The 14,853-nt window shown below is 65.3% G+C and carries 14 protein-coding genes; 5 read left to right on the top strand and 9 right to left on the bottom strand.

The features are described 5' to 3' along the window. Positions 1 to 10 precede the first annotated feature (10 nt). From tpx to WT26_RS06230, 3 genes are all read left to right on the top strand, one after another. On the top strand, positions 11 to 514 hold the full coding sequence (gene tpx / locus WT26_RS06240) for a thiol peroxidase (protein ID WP_059664249.1): 504 nt from the start codon (positions 11 to 13) through the stop codon (positions 512 to 514). An 85-nt stretch (positions 515 to 599) separates the two neighbouring features. Further along, entirely contained in the window at positions 600 to 1,538 is a 939-nt protein-coding gene (locus WT26_RS06235; RefSeq protein WP_021161892.1) for a carbohydrate kinase family protein, read from the top strand. 19 nt (positions 1,539 to 1,557) lie between these two features. Beyond that, on the top strand, positions 1,558 to 2,031 hold the full coding sequence (locus tag WT26_RS06230) for a glycine zipper 2TM domain-containing protein (RefSeq protein ID WP_021161893.1): 474 nt from the start codon (positions 1,558 to 1,560) through the stop codon (positions 2,029 to 2,031). 203 nt (positions 2,032 to 2,234) lie between these two features. On the opposite strand, the gene WT26_RS06225 is transcribed toward WT26_RS06230, so the two are convergent. The 7 genes from WT26_RS06225 to WT26_RS06200 all read right to left on the bottom strand — a co-directional run bounded on the left by WT26_RS06225 (position 2,235) and on the right by WT26_RS06200 (position 10,153). Continuing rightward, on the bottom strand, positions 2,235 to 2,885 hold the full coding sequence (locus WT26_RS06225) for a histone H1-like DNA-binding protein (RefSeq protein ID WP_069272389.1): 651 nt from the start codon (positions 2,883 to 2,885) through the stop codon (positions 2,235 to 2,237). 28 nt (positions 2,886 to 2,913) lie between these two features. Beyond that, complete coding sequence (locus WT26_RS35320; RefSeq protein ID WP_080982133.1) at positions 2,914 to 3,240, bottom strand: hypothetical protein; 327 nt, start codon at positions 3,238 to 3,240, stop codon at positions 2,914 to 2,916. Between the two features lie 82 nt (positions 3,241 to 3,322). Then, positions 3,323 to 4,534, bottom strand: a complete 1,212-nt coding sequence (locus WT26_RS06220; protein ID WP_059528638.1) for a ribonucleotide-diphosphate reductase subunit beta — start codon at positions 4,532 to 4,534, stop codon at positions 3,323 to 3,325. Positions 4,535 to 4,899: 365 nt separating this feature from the next. Beyond that, a complete protein-coding gene (locus WT26_RS06215) occupies positions 4,900 to 7,890 on the bottom strand; it encodes a ribonucleoside-diphosphate reductase subunit alpha (RefSeq protein WP_059664245.1) in 2,991 nt (996 codons plus the stop codon). A 451-nt stretch (positions 7,891 to 8,341) separates the two neighbouring features. Next, positions 8,342 to 8,932 (bottom strand): 1,6-anhydro-N-acetylmuramyl-L-alanine amidase AmpD, encoded by a 591-nt coding sequence (gene ampD, locus WT26_RS06210; RefSeq protein WP_069272388.1) that lies wholly within the window; start codon positions 8,930 to 8,932, stop codon positions 8,342 to 8,344. Continuing rightward, positions 8,929 to 9,246, bottom strand: coding sequence for a PP0621 family protein (locus WT26_RS06205; protein ID WP_069272387.1), 318 nt, complete (start codon positions 9,244 to 9,246; stop codon positions 8,929 to 8,931). The genes ampD and WT26_RS06205 overlap by 4 nt, the downstream gene beginning before the upstream one ends. 13 nt (positions 9,247 to 9,259) lie before the next feature. After that, positions 9,260 to 10,153, bottom strand: coding sequence for a cytochrome C assembly family protein (locus tag WT26_RS06200; protein ID WP_027788432.1), 894 nt, complete (start codon positions 10,151 to 10,153; stop codon positions 9,260 to 9,262). Positions 10,154 to 10,244: 91 nt separating this feature from the next. Between WT26_RS06200 and ffh the strand changes: the two genes are divergently transcribed. Both ffh and WT26_RS06190 read left to right on the top strand, forming a co-directional pair. After that, positions 10,245 to 11,612 (top strand): signal recognition particle protein, encoded by a 1,368-nt coding sequence (ffh, locus tag WT26_RS06195; RefSeq protein ID WP_021159890.1) that lies wholly within the window; start codon positions 10,245 to 10,247, stop codon positions 11,610 to 11,612. A gap of 94 nt (positions 11,613 to 11,706) precedes the next feature. Further along, on the top strand, positions 11,707 to 12,258 hold the full coding sequence (locus WT26_RS06190) for a hypoxanthine-guanine phosphoribosyltransferase (RefSeq protein ID WP_059528628.1): 552 nt from the start codon (positions 11,707 to 11,709) through the stop codon (positions 12,256 to 12,258). 93 nt (positions 12,259 to 12,351) lie between these two features. Here WT26_RS06190 and WT26_RS06185 read toward each other — a convergent pair whose 3' ends face one another. Then, positions 12,352 to 12,954: a MarC family protein gene (locus tag WT26_RS06185; protein WP_009688453.1), complete on the bottom strand. Its 603-nt coding sequence runs from the start codon at positions 12,952 to 12,954 to the stop codon at positions 12,352 to 12,354. Between the two features lie 21 nt (positions 12,955 to 12,975). Then, the gene (locus WT26_RS06180) at positions 12,976 to 14,712 is read right to left on the bottom strand and encodes a proline--tRNA ligase (RefSeq protein WP_027788433.1); all 1,737 of its coding nucleotides are present in this window, start codon (positions 14,710 to 14,712) and stop codon (positions 12,976 to 12,978) included. Positions 14,713 to 14,853: the final 141 nt, after the last annotated feature.

Here is a 14,853-nt window from a genome sequence, read left to right as displayed (position 1 = left end):
GAGCACGAACATGAGCAAAGTTACGCTGGGTGGCAACCCGATCGATCTCGCCGGCACGTTCCCGGCCGTCGGCGCGCAAGGCGCCGATTTCAAGCTGGTCGGCAAGGATCTCGCCGACCTGTCGCTCGCCAGCTTCGCCGGCAAGCGCAAGGTACTGAACATCGTACCGAGCCTCGACACGCCGACCTGCGCGACGTCGACCCGCAAGTTCAACGAAGCCGCATCGTCGCTCGACAACACGGTTGTCGTCGTCGTGTCGGCCGACCTGCCGTTCGCCGCGACGCGCTTCTGCACGACCGAAGGCCTCGCGAACGTCGTGACGGCATCGACGTTCCGCACCGGCCGCGCGTTCGCGAACGCGTACGGCGTCGACGTGACGAGCGGCCCGCTGAACGGCCTGACCGCCCGTGCGGTCGTCGTGCTCGACGCGCAGGACAAGGTGATCCACGCGGAACTCGTCGGCGAAATCAAGGACGAGCCGAACTACGATGCAGCGCTCGCCGCACTGAAGTAAGCTTTCTTTCGCTTTCCCCTGCCGCGCCGCGCCTTTCGCGCGGCGTTGTCGCGCAGGGTCCCTCATTTCTACAGGAACGCACACCTTGGCTACGTTGATTTGCGGCTCGATCGCCTACGACTCCATCATGACCTTCGAAGGGCGGTTCCGCGAGCACATCCTCCCCGACCAGGTGCACCTCATCAACCTGAGCTTCCTGGTGCCGACGATGCGCCGCGAATTCGGCGGCTGCGCGGGCAACATCGCGTACGCGCTGCACCTGCTCGGCGGCGATGCACGCATGATGGGAACGGTGGGCGCGCTCGACGCGCAGCCGTATCTCGACCGGCTCGACCAGCTCGGCCTGCGCCGCGACCACGTTCGCGTGCTGCCCGACACCTATACGGCGCAGGCGATGATCACGACCGATCTCGACAACAACCAGATCGCGGCGTTCCACCCGGGCGCGATGATGCAATCGCACCTGAACCACGCGGGCGACGCGCCGGACATCAAGCTCGCGATCGTCGGCCCTGACGGCTTCGACGGGATGGTGCAGCACGTGGAAGAGCTCGCGAAGGCCGGTGTGCCGTTCGTGTTCGATCCGGGCCAGGGCCTGCCGCTGTTCGACGGTGCGACGCTGCGCCGCAGCATTGAACTTGCGACCTATGTAGCGGTCAACGACTACGAGGCCAAGCTGGTGAGCGACAAGACGGGATGGTCCGAAGATGAAATCGCCAGCCGGGTCGACGCCCTCGTCATTACGCGTGGCGAGCACGGCGCGACCATCCGCCACAAACAGGGTGCGGAGCAGATTCCGGTCGTACCGGCCGAGCACATCGCCGATCCGACCGGCTGCGGCGATGCCTTCCGGGGCGGCCTGCTGTACGGCATCGAGCATGGCCTCGACTGGGCAACCACGGGCCGCCTCGCGAGCCTGATGGGCTCGATCAAGATCGCCCACCAGGGGCCCCAGACTTACGTACTGACGCGCGCCGAGATCGACGCGCGCTTCGAGACTGCATTCGGTTACAGTCTCAAATGAATATTGTGGGAGAGCAAAGATGTTGACGAAAAAGACCCTCACGCTCGCGGCCATGCTGACGGCCTCGCTGACGCTCACCGGTTGCTTCACCGCGCCGGGCTCGGCGGATGTCTATAGCGTCGGCCAGGCGCAGCGCGAACAGACGGTCCGCATGGGCACGGTCGAAAGCGTCCGTGCAGTGCGCATCCAGTCCGACGGCGGCGGTAGTGCGATCGGCACGCTCGGCGGCGGCGCACTCGGTGCGGTGGCAGGCAGCGCGATCGGCGGCGGCAAGGGATCGATCCTGACCGCGATCGCAGGCGGTCTCGTCGGCGCGGTCGCGGGCAACGCGGTCGGCGAAAACCTCAGCACGGCGAACGGTGTCGAAATCACCGTGCGCCTCGACAACGGCGATCTGCGCTCGATCACGCAGGCAGCAAGCGGCGAAGCGTTCCGCGCCGGCGAGCGGGTACGACTGCTGTCGAGCGGCGGCGTCACGCGCGTCACGCACTAACAGGTACCTCAGCTCGCGGCGCAAGCCGCGGTCGAACGCATGTGCGAAGCTGCACATGCGTTTTTTTTCGCCTGGCCGCCCCGTGCTGCCGCGTGCGGACGAAAAAAATCCCGCCACCTGAGCCAGATGGCGGGACTGATTGAGTAGCGCTACTCAACCCACGGACACCACGTGAGTGTCCGGGTAGTGCGGGTCAGCCTCGATTACGGACGGCTGCCGGTCGGGAACGGCCATGCCGCTGCCGGGTTGAGCGCGGTCTTCACGCCCGATGCCGGCGCAACCGATGCGGTCGACGCGGTCGTTGCCGGCGCAGCCTTCTTCACGACGGCCTTCTTCGGAGCTGCAGCCTTCTTGGCCGGTGCAGCAGCCTTCTTGGCGGGCGCTGCCGTCTTCGCAGCAGCCTTCTTCGCAGGCGCGGCCTTCTTCGCAGCAGCCTTCTTCGCCGGTGCGGCCTTCTTCGCAGCAGCCTTCTTCGCCGGTGCTGCCTTCTTCGCAGCGACCTTCTTGGCTGCAACCTTCTTCGCTGCGGCCTTCTTCGCCGGTGCTGCCTTCTTCGCAGCAACCTTCTTCACCGCGACCTTCTTCGCAGCGACTTTCTTTGCAGCAACCTTCTTCACCGCGACCTTCTTCGCAGCAACCTTCTTCGCAGCAGCCTTCTTCGCCGGTGCGGCCTTCTTCGCAGCAGCCTTCTTCGCTGCGGCCTTCTTCGCCGGTGCTGCCTTCTTCGCAGCAACCTTCTTCACCGCGACCTTCTTCGCAGCAACCTTCTTCACTGCAGCAGCCTTCTTCGCCGGAGCAGCAGCCTTCTTCGCAGCAGCCTTCTTAGCAGCCGGTTTCTTCTTGGCGGTAGCCATGTTGTTCTCCTTCAGGTTCAGATGAGAGTCAGTTCAAACTACACCCTTCGTCAAAACCCGCTTCCCGCGGACGCTGTTCAGGACGTGCGCTTCGAAGCGGGCTATTCATCGGCGTACGCGGATACCACGCGCTTACGCTAATGAATACGGTATGGCGCGCGTGACCACCCGGCCTCGCGCGCCAAATCAAGTCGGTAGCCGGCGCACCTCGCGCCGCTACCCCTAATCGCTTGATCAAGCGGACCGCCACACGGCCGTCCGCTTTTTCCGGAGGGAAGTTTGCCCATCCCACTGAAGGGTTCGCAAAGTGCCTGTCGTGTCGTTGGGCCGTTAAGGCACCGGGCATGCTTTGCATCAGGCGTTCTTGCTCCTAAACCTAGGGCCGGCGCCGCGAGGCGGCCGGCTTCTCGTCGTCGTGACGGAGTCGCTGCTGCGGGTCATTCCCAGGACAGCGCGCCGCCCGTCTGATACTCGATCACACGCGTCTCGAAGAAGTTGCGTTCCTTCTTCAGGTCGATCATCTCGCTCATCCACGGGAACGGGTTTTCCTCGTTCGGGAACAGCGGATCGAGGCCGATCTGCTGGCAACGGCGGTTGCTGATGAAGCGCAGATAGCTCTTGAACATCGACGCGTTCAAACCCAGCACGCCGCGCGGCATCGTGTCTTCGGCGTAGCGGTATTCGAGTTCGACAGCCTGCTTGAACAGCTCGCGGATCTCGGCGCGGAATTCCGCGGTCCAGAGATGCGGGTTCTCGAGCTTGATCTGGTTGATCAGGTCGATACCGAAATTGCAGTGCATCGACTCGTCGCGCAGGATGTACTGATATTGCTCTGCAGCACCCGTCATCTTGTTCTGGCGGCCGAGCGCGAGGATCTGCGTGAACCCGACATAGAAGAACAGGCCTTCCATGATGCAGGCGAACACGATCAGCGACTTCAGCAGCTTCTGGTCCGCTTCGAGCGTGCCGGTCTTGAAGGCCGGATCCGTCAGCGTGTGGATGAACGGGATCAGGAATTCGTCCTTCGCGCGGATCGACGTGACCTCGTGGTACGCGTTGAAGATCTCGCCTTCGTCGAGACCGAGCGATTCGACAATGTATTGGTACGCGTGCGTGTGGATCGCTTCCTCGAACGCCTGGCGCAGCAGGAACTGCCGGCACTCGGGCGCCGTGATGTGGCGGTACGTGCCGAGCACGATGTTGTTCGCCGCGAGCGAATCGGCCGTCACGAAGAAGCCGAGGTTGCGCTTCACGATGCGGCGCTCGTCCTCGGTCAGACCGTTCGGGTCCTTCCACAGTGCGATGTCGCGGGACATGTTGATTTCCTGCGGCATCCAGTGGTTCGCGCAACCGGCCAGATACTTTTCCCACGCCCACTTGTACTTGAACGGCACCAGCTGATTCACGTCAGTCTGGCCGTTGATGATGCGCTTGTCGGCGACATTGACCCGCGCTTCCGAACCGCCGGCGGGAACAGCCGATGCTTGCGGCGGCACCGCAAGATCGCCTTCGAAAATGTCACGGACCTGATGGGCGGCAGGCGTTGCAGCCTGCATTCCGACAGCCATCCCGGCGGAGGTGCGCATCGCGTTTTGCTGCGCTCCGCTCGCGGGGGTTACGGCAGTCTTCTCGTCATCCCAGTTGAGCATAAATTCTCACCATCAATTTAGAACGGTTTGTACCATCTTTTCCTGAGCGATAAAAGGGTTCGCTCACGAAAAATCCTTTTTTCGATTCGCGTTGCGACCTCGATACAACACTTTGAGCAACGCATCGTCATTCATGCAGCGCGCGATGCGAGTCGCGCGTGTATCGCGAGGTGCGCTCGACGCATCGAACGCTGACCGAAACACGACGTCGTCGGGGACGTTTCGATCGCTTGTCACTGCCTGCAACGCAGGTGCCGCGTTACAGATTCCTTATCATTTTTTTAGTTGAGAGCGGCGCACACTTCAACCTCGATCGGTCGTCGTGTGCGCCGCCCTTGCCTGCTTCTCAGGTCAGGCGCACTGCGTTACTGGCACGCTTCGCACTCGTCGAAGCCAGGATCGCCCGGACGCATCGTGCACACCGGGCCATCCGCCTCGACCGGCGCGAGTGCCGGTGCTGCGTTGACCGCGCCCGACGACGCATCGCCGCCCGCCGCACCGAAGCCGCCCGCTGCGCCTTGCGCGCCGCCGCTGCTCGAGCCGCTCGTCGGCACTGCATTCAGCGCGCCGTGCGCGACCGTCGACTTCTCGACGTGCGTCGCCGCCATCGTGCGGAGGTAGTAGGTCGTCTTCAGGCCGCGCAGCCATGCGAGCTTGTAGACCTCGTCGAGCTTCTTGCCCGACGCGCCGCCCATGTAGATGTTCAGCGACTGCGCCTGGTCGATCCACTTCTGGCGACGCGATGCCGCTTCGACCAGCCACGTCGGGTCGACTTCGAACGCGGTCGCGTAGATCGCGCGCAGGTCGGCCGGGATGCGGTCGATGCGCGACAGCATGCCGTCGAAGTACTTCAGGTCGGCGACCATCACTTCGTCCCACAGGCCGCGTTCCTTCAGGTCGCGGACGAGGTACTCGTTGACCACCGTGAATTCGCCCGACAGGTTCGACTTCACGTACAGGTTCTGGAAGGTCGGCTCGATACAGGCCGACACGCCGATGATGTTCGAGATCGTCGCCGTCGGCGCGATCGCGACGCAATTCGAGTTGCGCATGCCGTGTGCGGCGATCCGCGAACGCAGCGACGTCCAGTCGAGCGACGCCGACGTGTCGACCTCGACGTAACCGCCGCGCGCTTCCGTCAGCAGCTTCAGCGTGTCCTGCGGGAGGATGCCGCGATCCCACAGCGAGCCGCGGTAGCTCGAGTAGCGGCCGCGTTCCTCGGCCAGCTCGGTCGACGCGTAGTACGCGTAGTAGCAGACCGCTTCCATCGAACGATCGGCGAACTCGACCGCCGCTTCCGACGCGTACGGCGTGCGCAGCAGGTGCAGGCAGTCCTGGAAGCCCATGATGCCCATGCCGACCGGACGGTGCTTCAGGTTCGAGTTACGCGCCTTCGGCACCGCGTAGTAGTTGATGTCGATCACGTTGTCGAGCATGCGCATCGCGACGCTGATCGTGCGCTTCAGCTTCTCGTGGTCGAGCGCGTAGCTGCCGTCGGCCTGCTTCACCAGGTGGGCGACGAGGTTCACCGAGCCGAGGTTGCACACCGCGATTTCGGTGTCGCTCGTGTTCAGCGTGATTTCCGTGCACAGGTTCGACGAGTGGACGACGCCGACGTGCTGCTGCGGCGAGCGCACGTTGCACGGATCCTTGAACGTGATCCACGGGTGGCCCGTCTCGAACAGCATGCCGAGCATCTTGCGCCAGAGTTGCTGCGCCGGGATCTTCTTGAACAGCTTGATCTCGCCGCGCGCGACCTTCTCTTCGTAAGCCGTGTAAGCCTTCTCGAAATCGGCGCCGAACTTGTCGTGCAGGTCCGGGCAGGTCGACGGCGAGAACAGCGTCCAGTCGGCGCCTTCCATCACGCGCTTCATGAACAGGTCGGGAATCCAGTTCGCCGTGTTCATGTCGTGCGTACGGCGGCGGTCGTCGCCGGTGTTCTTGCGCAGCTCGAGGAATTCCTCGATGTCGAGGTGCCACGATTCGAGGTACGCGCAGACCGCGCCCTTGCGCTTGCCGCCCTGGTTGACCGCGACGGCCGTGTCGTTGACGACCTTCAGGAACGGGACCACGCCTTGCGACTTGCCGTTCGTTCCCTTGATATGCGAGCCGAGTGCACGCACGCGCGTCCAGTCGTTGCCGAGGCCGCCGGCGAACTTCGACAGCAGCGCGTTTTCCTTCAGCGCCTCATAGATGCCGTCGAGATCGTCCGCGACCGTCGTCAGGTAGCACGACGACAGCTGCGAGCGGTGCGTGCCCGAGTTGAACAGCGTCGGCGTCGAGCTCATGAAGTCGAAGCTGGACAGCACGTTGTAGAACTCGATCGCGCGCGTCTCGCGGTCGATCTCGTTCAGCGACAGGCCCATCGCGACGCGCATGAAGAATGCCTGCGGCATTTCGATGCGGGTGCCGTCGACGTGCAGGAAGTAGCGGTCGTACAGCGTCTGCAGGCCGAGGTAGCCGAACTGCAGGTCGCGGTTCGCGTCGAGCGCTTCGCCGAGGCGCTTCAGGTCGAACTGCAGCAGCTTGTCGTCGAGCAGGCCGGCGTCGACGCCGCGCTTCAGGAACTGCGGGAAGTATTCCGCGTAACGGGCCGGCATCTCGGCCTGGACGACTTCCTCGCCGAGGATCTCGCGACGGATCGTGTGCAGCAGGATGCGGGCCGTGACCTGGCTGTATGCCGGATCCTTCTCGATCATCGTGCGCGCCGCGAGGATCGCCGAGTCGTAGACCTGGCTCATCGGCACGCCGTCGTACAGGTTCTTCACCGTTTCCGCGACGATCGGGTCAGGGTTAACCGCAGCGCCGAGACCGTCGCATGCCGACACGATCAGTGCACGCAGTGCGTTCAGGTCGAGCGGGCGCGTGACGCCGTTGTCGACGACGTTGATGCCGGTGCTCGACTCGCCGCCCGCTGCCGCGGCTTCCTCGCCCGCATGCTGGCGCTCGAGGTGACGCTTCTCGCGATACAGCACGTACGCACGCGCGACGTTGTGCTCGCCGCCGCGCATCAGCGCGAGTTCGACCTGGTCCTGGATGTCTTCGATATGGAACGTACCGCCGTTCGGGCGGCTGCGCACGAGCGCGCGCACGACGTTGTGCGTCAGCTGTTCGACCTGCTCGCGCACGCGCGCCGATGCCGCGCCCTGCCCGCCGTTGACGGCCAGGAAAGCCTTGGTCACCGCGATCGCGATCTTCGAAGGTTCGAACGATACGACGCTGCCGTTGCGGCGGATCACCTTGTAGTCGGCGAACGTGGCCTGCGGCGCGAGCGCCTTCGCGCCCTGTTCGGTCCCGCCGAGCGGACGGCTCGAGGCGCTCTCGTACTGGGACGTCGCGTTGTCGGTGGTTTGCATGTGCAAAGCTCCTGGTGTTGGATGGTGCGGAGAGAACCGCGGATTAAAACGAACGCTGCGCAACGCGGTGCGCGAGCGGTAAGAGGCGAGCGATGCGCCGGGGAAGCCGGTTCGGTCGTCGTGATGCACGTGATCCGGTCTGGTGCTTCGTCATGTGTCCTGCGCCCCGTCGACACTTGCTGCGCTGATCGCGACGCCCGGACCGCCCGGCCTGACGCGCCGCCCTGAGAACCCTGTCCGCCGGCGTTGGCCGCCGGCCGGTGCCGCTCGGGTTTCCCCTGCGACACACACTATATCTAGTGCAGAACCGCTCAACTGGCACCAAGTATAGTGGACATTCGGACGAGGTCAAAACGGATAATTTGCGATGGAGGTCTTGACATCGCTCACGCGCAGACACGACAAGGCATTCGCCGGAAAAATAGTTCCCGCGCGTCAAAAAACCCCGCGATCAGTGCTGACGGAAAGGAAAGTATTCGGCGGAAAACCCGGCATCGCTCGCGAAGCGTTGCCAATCGAAATGCGGACCCGGGTCGGTCTTGCGGCCCGGCGCGACATCGGAATGACCGGCGAACGCGTCGACTGGATAGCGGGCTGCGAGCCCGCGCGCGAGCGTGCCGAGCGTCGCGTACTGCGCGTCGTCGAACGGCACGTCGTCCGCGCCCTCGAGCTCGATGCCGATCGAGAAGTCGTTGCAGCGCGGCCGGCCGAAGAACTCGGACGAGCCCGCGTGCCACGCGCGCTCGTCGCACGACACGAACTGCACGAGTTCGCCGCTGCGGCGGATCAGGAAGTGCGCGGACACGCGCACGCCGCGCAGGTGGCTCTGGTAATAGGGGTGCGCATCGCAGTCGAGGCGGTTCAGGAACAGCGCCTCGATCGCGTCGCCGCCGAACTCGCCGGGCGGCAGGCTGATGTTGTGGACGACGACGAGCGTCGGCACCGCGCCCGCGGGACGCACCTCGAAATTCGGCGACGGCGCGTGGCGCGCTTCGCGCACCCAGCCGTTCGCGTCGATCGACAGGAACCGCGCGCCGCTCATCGCGCGCCGCGGTCGTTCGTGCGCGCGCCGTGGCGCTGTGCGTGCTCGGTGCTGCAGAAGTATTCGCCGCCCGCGACGACGGCATCGCCCTTCGGCGCGTGCACGCCGCATTCGGCACAGCGCACCATCGGCTCGGGAAGCGGCTGCGCGCCGCCCGCGCGCGCGGCGCCGCGGTAGCCTTGCGCACCGGCGCCGGGCCCCGCTTCGCGACCGGCGCCCTGCCCGGTTCGCGCCTGCGCCTGCGCCTGGCGCAGCTTGCGCGCGAGCCACGAACCCGCGAAGAAGAGAAGAATCAGGAGAAGAATCTGTCGCATCGGAAACCTGCGTTCAAACCACGGAACGGTGCAGCAACACCTCGAAAACGAACCGGCTGCCGACATACGCGAGCAGCAGCGCGGCGAACGACACGAGCACCCAGCGCGCGGCACCGCGGCCACGCCAGCCCGACGTCTTGCGGGCGACCAGCAGGCCGCCGAACATCAGCCACGACAGGATCGCGAATACGGTCTTGTGGTCGAGCCGCAGCGCGCGTGCATCGACCTGCTCGCTGAACAGGATGCCCGACGCGAGCGTCAGCGTGAGCAGCACGAAGCCGGCGCCGATCAGGCGGAACAGCAGCTTCTCGAGCGTGAGCAGCGGCGGCAGCGTCTCGAGCCAGCTCGCGATCCAGCCCGTCGAGCCGTCGCGTCCGCCGCTCCTCAGCGACTGCAGGCGCCGCTCGACCATCAGCATCAGGATCGCGTGCAGCGCGGCGATCGCGAACAGCCCGTACGCGATGTTCGCGATCAGGAAGTGCAGCTTGAACAGCGGCGCTGCGGCATAAGGCAGCACCCGCACGCCGCCGAACACGAGCGGCAGCAGCGACGCACCGCACGCGAGCGGCAGCACGAGCAGCCGCAGGCTGTCGAGCGGGAAGAAGAAGCTCTCGATCCAGTAGATGCCGGCGCCGAGCCAGAACATCGCGGACAGCGCGAACGCGAAGCCGAACACCATCGCGTCGTGCGGGAAGATGGTCGTATGGAGCAGCACGCCGTGCGCGACGAGCGCGGCGAACAGCAGCGCGCGGCCGGCCCCGCTCATCCCGGACGCGGCGGACGCGGGAACCGGCACGGCCGGCACGCTCGCGACGAGCGGCGTCGCGCCCTGACGGTGCGTGCGCCAGCCTGCGACGGCAAGGCCGCCGTACAGGAATGCGGTGAGGGCATACAGTACAATATCCATGTTCGAAGTTTACACTAGGCCCCCTTCCCGCGACGGCTCCCTTTGTTCGGTTCCGCCGCGCGCCTTCGGGCCCCACTGTCCATCGCTCCCCATGCTCGACAATCTCACTCAACGGATGGCGCGCGTCGTCAAGACGCTGCGCGGCGAGGCCCGGCTTACCGAGGCGAACACGCAGGAGATGCTCCGCGAGGTGCGTCTCGCGCTGCTGGAGGCCGACGTTTCGCTGCCGGTCGTCCGCGAATTCATCGCCAAGGTCAAGGAAAAGGCGCTCGGCGAAGAAGTGATCAGCAGCCTGTCGCCGGGTCAGGCGCTCGTCGGCGTGGTCCAGAAGGAACTGACCGCCGTGATCGGCGGCGACTACGAAGGCAAGGCCGCCGAACTGAACCTCGCGGTCACGCCGCCCGCGGTGATCCTGATGGCCGGCCTGCAGGGCGCGGGCAAGACCACGACCGCCGGCAAGCTCGCGAAGCTGCTGCGCGAGAAGTACAAGAAGAAGGTGCTGACCGTGTCGTGCGACGTGTATCGCCCGGCCGCGATCATGCAGCTGAAAACGGTGAGCGAACAGGTCGGCGCCGACTTCTTCCCGTCCACGCCGGACCAGAAGCCCGTCGACATCGCGGTCGCGGCCGTCGACTGGGCGAAGCGCCACTACCATGACGTGCTGATCGTCGATACGGCCGGCCGCCTCGGTATCGACGAGGCGATGATGCAGGAAATCGCCGCGCTGCACGGCACGCTGAAGCCGGCCGAAACGCTGTTCGTCGTCGACGCGATGCTCGGCCAGGACGCGGTCAACACCGCGAAGGCGTTCAACGACACGCTGCCGCTCACCGGCGTGGTGCTGACCAAGCTCGACGGCGATTCGCGCGGCGGCGCCGCGCTGTCGGTGCGTCACGTCACGGGCAAGCCGATCAAGTTCGTCGGCGTGGCCGAGAAGCTCGACGGCCTCGAGGTGTTCCACCCCGACCGGATGGCTAACCGGATCCTCGGCATGGGCGACATCCTCGCGCTCGTCGAGGAGGCGCAGCGCGGCGTCGACGTGCAGGCCGCGCAGAAGCTCGCCGACAAGGTCAAGAAAGGCGGCGACTTCGACCTGAACGATTTCCGCGCGCAGATCTCGCAGATGAAGAACATGGGCGGCCTGTCGTCGCTGATGGACAAGCTCCCCGCCCAGTTCCAGCAGGCGGCGGCCGGCGCCGACATGGGCCAGGCCGAGAAATCGATCCGCCGGATGGAAGGCATCATCAGCTCGATGACGCCCGCCGAGCGCGCGAAACCCGAGATCATCAAGGCGACGCGCAAGCGCCGCATTGCAGCCGGCGCGGGCGTGCCGGTGCAGGAAGTCAACCGGATGCTGAACCAGTACGACCAGATGCGTACGATGATGAAGAAGCTGAAGGGCGGCAACATGCAGAAGATGATGCGCGGCCTGAAGGGCATGATGCCCGGCATGCGCTGATTCCGCCCATCGGCCGGCGCGCGGGTTTTTGCTGTAGCGCGCGCCGGCCGTTCTGCTTCATTCTTATTTGTATACCGACTGCCCGCCAGAACACATGAACCGCGAAGAAGCCCTCCACATTTTCAACCACTCCGAAGAGATCGTCTCGGCCGACGCCGTCAATGCGTCGATCTCCCGGATGGCCGACGCGATCCGCGCCGAGATCGGCGATGCGTTCCCGCTCGTTCTCTCGGTAATGGGCGGCGCCGCGGTGTTTACCGGGATGCTGCTGCCGCATCTCGATTTCCCGCTTGAATTCGACTACATCCACCTGACCCGCTACCGCAACACGACGCAGGGAAGCCCGGAAATGCACTGGCGCGTCGCGCCGCGCGAATCGGTGAAGGACCGGATCGTGCTCGTGCTCGACGACATCCTCGACGAAGGCGAGACGATGGCCGCGATCCGCGACCGCATCCTCGACATGGGCGCGCAGCGCTTCATGTCGGCCGTGCTGTGCGAGAAGACGCTCGCGAAGGCGAAGCCGCTGCACCCCGACTTCTGCGGCTTCGCGGTGCCGGATCGCTACGTGTTCGGCTGCGGGATGGATGCGAAGGGCTACTGGCGCAACCTGCCGACGATCCGCGCGCTGACCACGAACGTCTGAGCGCCCTGCTCCGCACTACACTATATAAATAGAAAGCGGCGCTCCGGTTTCCCGGAGCGCCGCTTTTTCGTGGGCACGCGCCGCCCGCCCCGCCTACAGCTGGTGCACGAATGCGCGAATGCCGCCCAGCATCATCTCGACCGAAATCGCGACGAGCACGAGGCCCATCAACCGCTCGAACGCCGCGACGGTCCGTTCGCCGATCCATTGCTGGATCCGCTCGGCCAGCACCAGCGTCACCGCGCAGACGATCATCGTCACCGTCAGCGCGCCGACCCACTCGAGCATCTTGCCCGGCCCCTGCGACGTCAGCAGCATCACCGTCGCGAGCGCAGACGGCCCGGCGAGCGCCGGAATCGCGAGCGGCACGATGAACGGCTCGCCGCCCGCGCGCGGATCGTTGCCGAGTGCGCCGTCCGGATGCGGGAAGATCATCCGCAGCGCGATCAGGAACAGCACGATCCCGCCACCGAGCCGCAGCGACAGGTCGGTGAGGCTCATCATCCGCAGGAAGCGATCGCCGACCAGCATGAAGAACAGCAGGATCACGAACGCGATCCCCACCTCACGCAGGATCAGCTTCACGCGCCGCTCGCGCGGCACATCCCGCATGGCCGAGATGAACAGCGGGATGTTGCCGAGCGGATCGGTGATCAGCACCAGGAGCACGGTGGCCGACAGGAAGGTGTATTCCACCGCGTTCCCCGGTCGGTGCGCTTAGCGCGCGAGCGCGGCGCGGATCTTCTCCGCGACCGTCGCCGCAGCCGCGTCGGCCGGCAGCAGCGTCGCTTCGGCGTCGCGGCGGCCCTGATACTCGATCTTGCCCTCCTTCAGGCCGCGCTCGCCGATCACGAGACGATGCGGCACACCGATCAGCTCCCAGTCGGCGAACATCACGCCCGGGCGCTCGCCACGGTCGTCGAGGATCACGTCGATGCCGGCCGCGGCCAGTTCCGCGTACAGCTTGTCGGCGGTCTCGCGCACCATGTCGCTGCGGTCATAACCCATCGGGCACAGCACGACTTCGAACGGCGCGATCGATTCGGGCCAGATGATGCCGCGGTCGTCGAAGTTCTGCTCGATCGCCGCGCCGAGAATACGCGTGACGCCGACGCCGTAGCAGCCCATCAGCATCGGCTGCGGCTTGCCCGACTCGTCGAGGAACGTTGCGCCCATCGCTTCCGAATACTTGGTGCCGAGCTGGAACACGTGGCCGACCTCGATGCCGCGGCAGATGTCGATCACGCCCTTGCCGTCCGGCGACGGGTCGCCCTTCTTCACGTTGCGCACGTCGGCGACGTCCGGCTCGGGGAGGTCGCGGCCCCAGTTCACGCCGGCGATGTGATAGTCGACCTCGTTCGCGCCCACGACGAAGTCGCTCATGTTCGCGACCGTGCGATCCGCGATCACCTTCACGGGCTTCTTCGTGCCGACCGGGCCGAGATAACCCGGCGGCGTGCCGAACCACTCGACGATTTCCTGCTCGGTCGCGAAGCGGTGATTCTTCAGGCCCGGCAGTTTCGACACCTTGATCTCGTTCAGGTCGTGATCGCCGCGCAGCATCACGAGCCAGATGGTCGGCTCGGCGCCTTCGTTGTCGGTCGCGAGCACGATCGACTTGATCGTGCGCTCGAGCGGGATGGCCAGCAGTTCGGCGACGGCTTCGCACTTCGCCTTGCCCGGCGTCGCGACCTTCGCCATCGCCTCGGCCGGTGCCGCGCGTTCGGCGCTCAGCGGCAGCGCTTCGGCCGCTTCGACGTTCGCCGCGAACTCGGACGTCGGGCAGTACGCGATCGCGTCCTCACCGGTGTCGGCGATCACGTGGAATTCATGCGAGAAGTTGCCGCCGATCGAGCCGCTGTCGGCCGCGACCGCACGGAACTCGAGGCCGAGGCGCGTGAAGATGCGCACGTACGCGTCGTACATCTTGCGATACGACTCGTTCAGGCCGGCCGCATCCTTGTCGAACGAGTACGCGTCCTTCATGATGAATTCGCGGCCGCGCATCACGCCGAAGCGCGGACGGATCTCGTCGCGGAACTTGGTCTGGATCTGGTAGAAGTTCACCGGCATCTGCCGGTAACTCTTGATCTGGTTGCGCGCGATGTCGGTGATGACTTCCTCGTGCGTCGGCCCGATCACGAAGTCGTTGTCCTTGCGGTCCTTGAAGCGCAGCAGCTCGGGGCCGTACTGTTCCCAGCGGCCCGACTCCTGCCACAGTTCGGCTGGTTGCACGGCCGGCATCAGCAGCTCGATGGCGCCCGCCCGGTTCATTTCCTCGCGCACGATCGCCTCGACCTTGCGAATCGAACGCAGGCCGACCGGCAGGTAGTTATAGATGCCGCCGGCGACGCGACGGATCATGCCGGCGCGCACCATCAGCTTGTGGCTGACGATCTCTGCGTCGGCGGGTGCTTCTTTCAGGGTGCCGATAAAGAAACGGGAAGCTTTCATGCGGACGGTTCCAAAAACGGCGCCCCCAGGCGGGGCGCCCGAAAAAGTTTCAAGGTGAAAAAGCTGCGCGCGGCGAACGGCAATGGACGGCAATGGACGACGATGGCGCAGATGACGTAGCAGACTAATCAGGGACAATTC

The organism is Burkholderia cepacia, from assembly GCF_001718835.1.
In the GTDB taxonomy this organism is placed as follows: domain Bacteria; phylum Pseudomonadota; class Gammaproteobacteria; order Burkholderiales; family Burkholderiaceae; genus Burkholderia; species Burkholderia cepacia_F.
The sequence above is the reverse complement of the archived record's forward strand: the minus strand, read 5'-3'. Positions and strand labels throughout refer to the sequence as shown.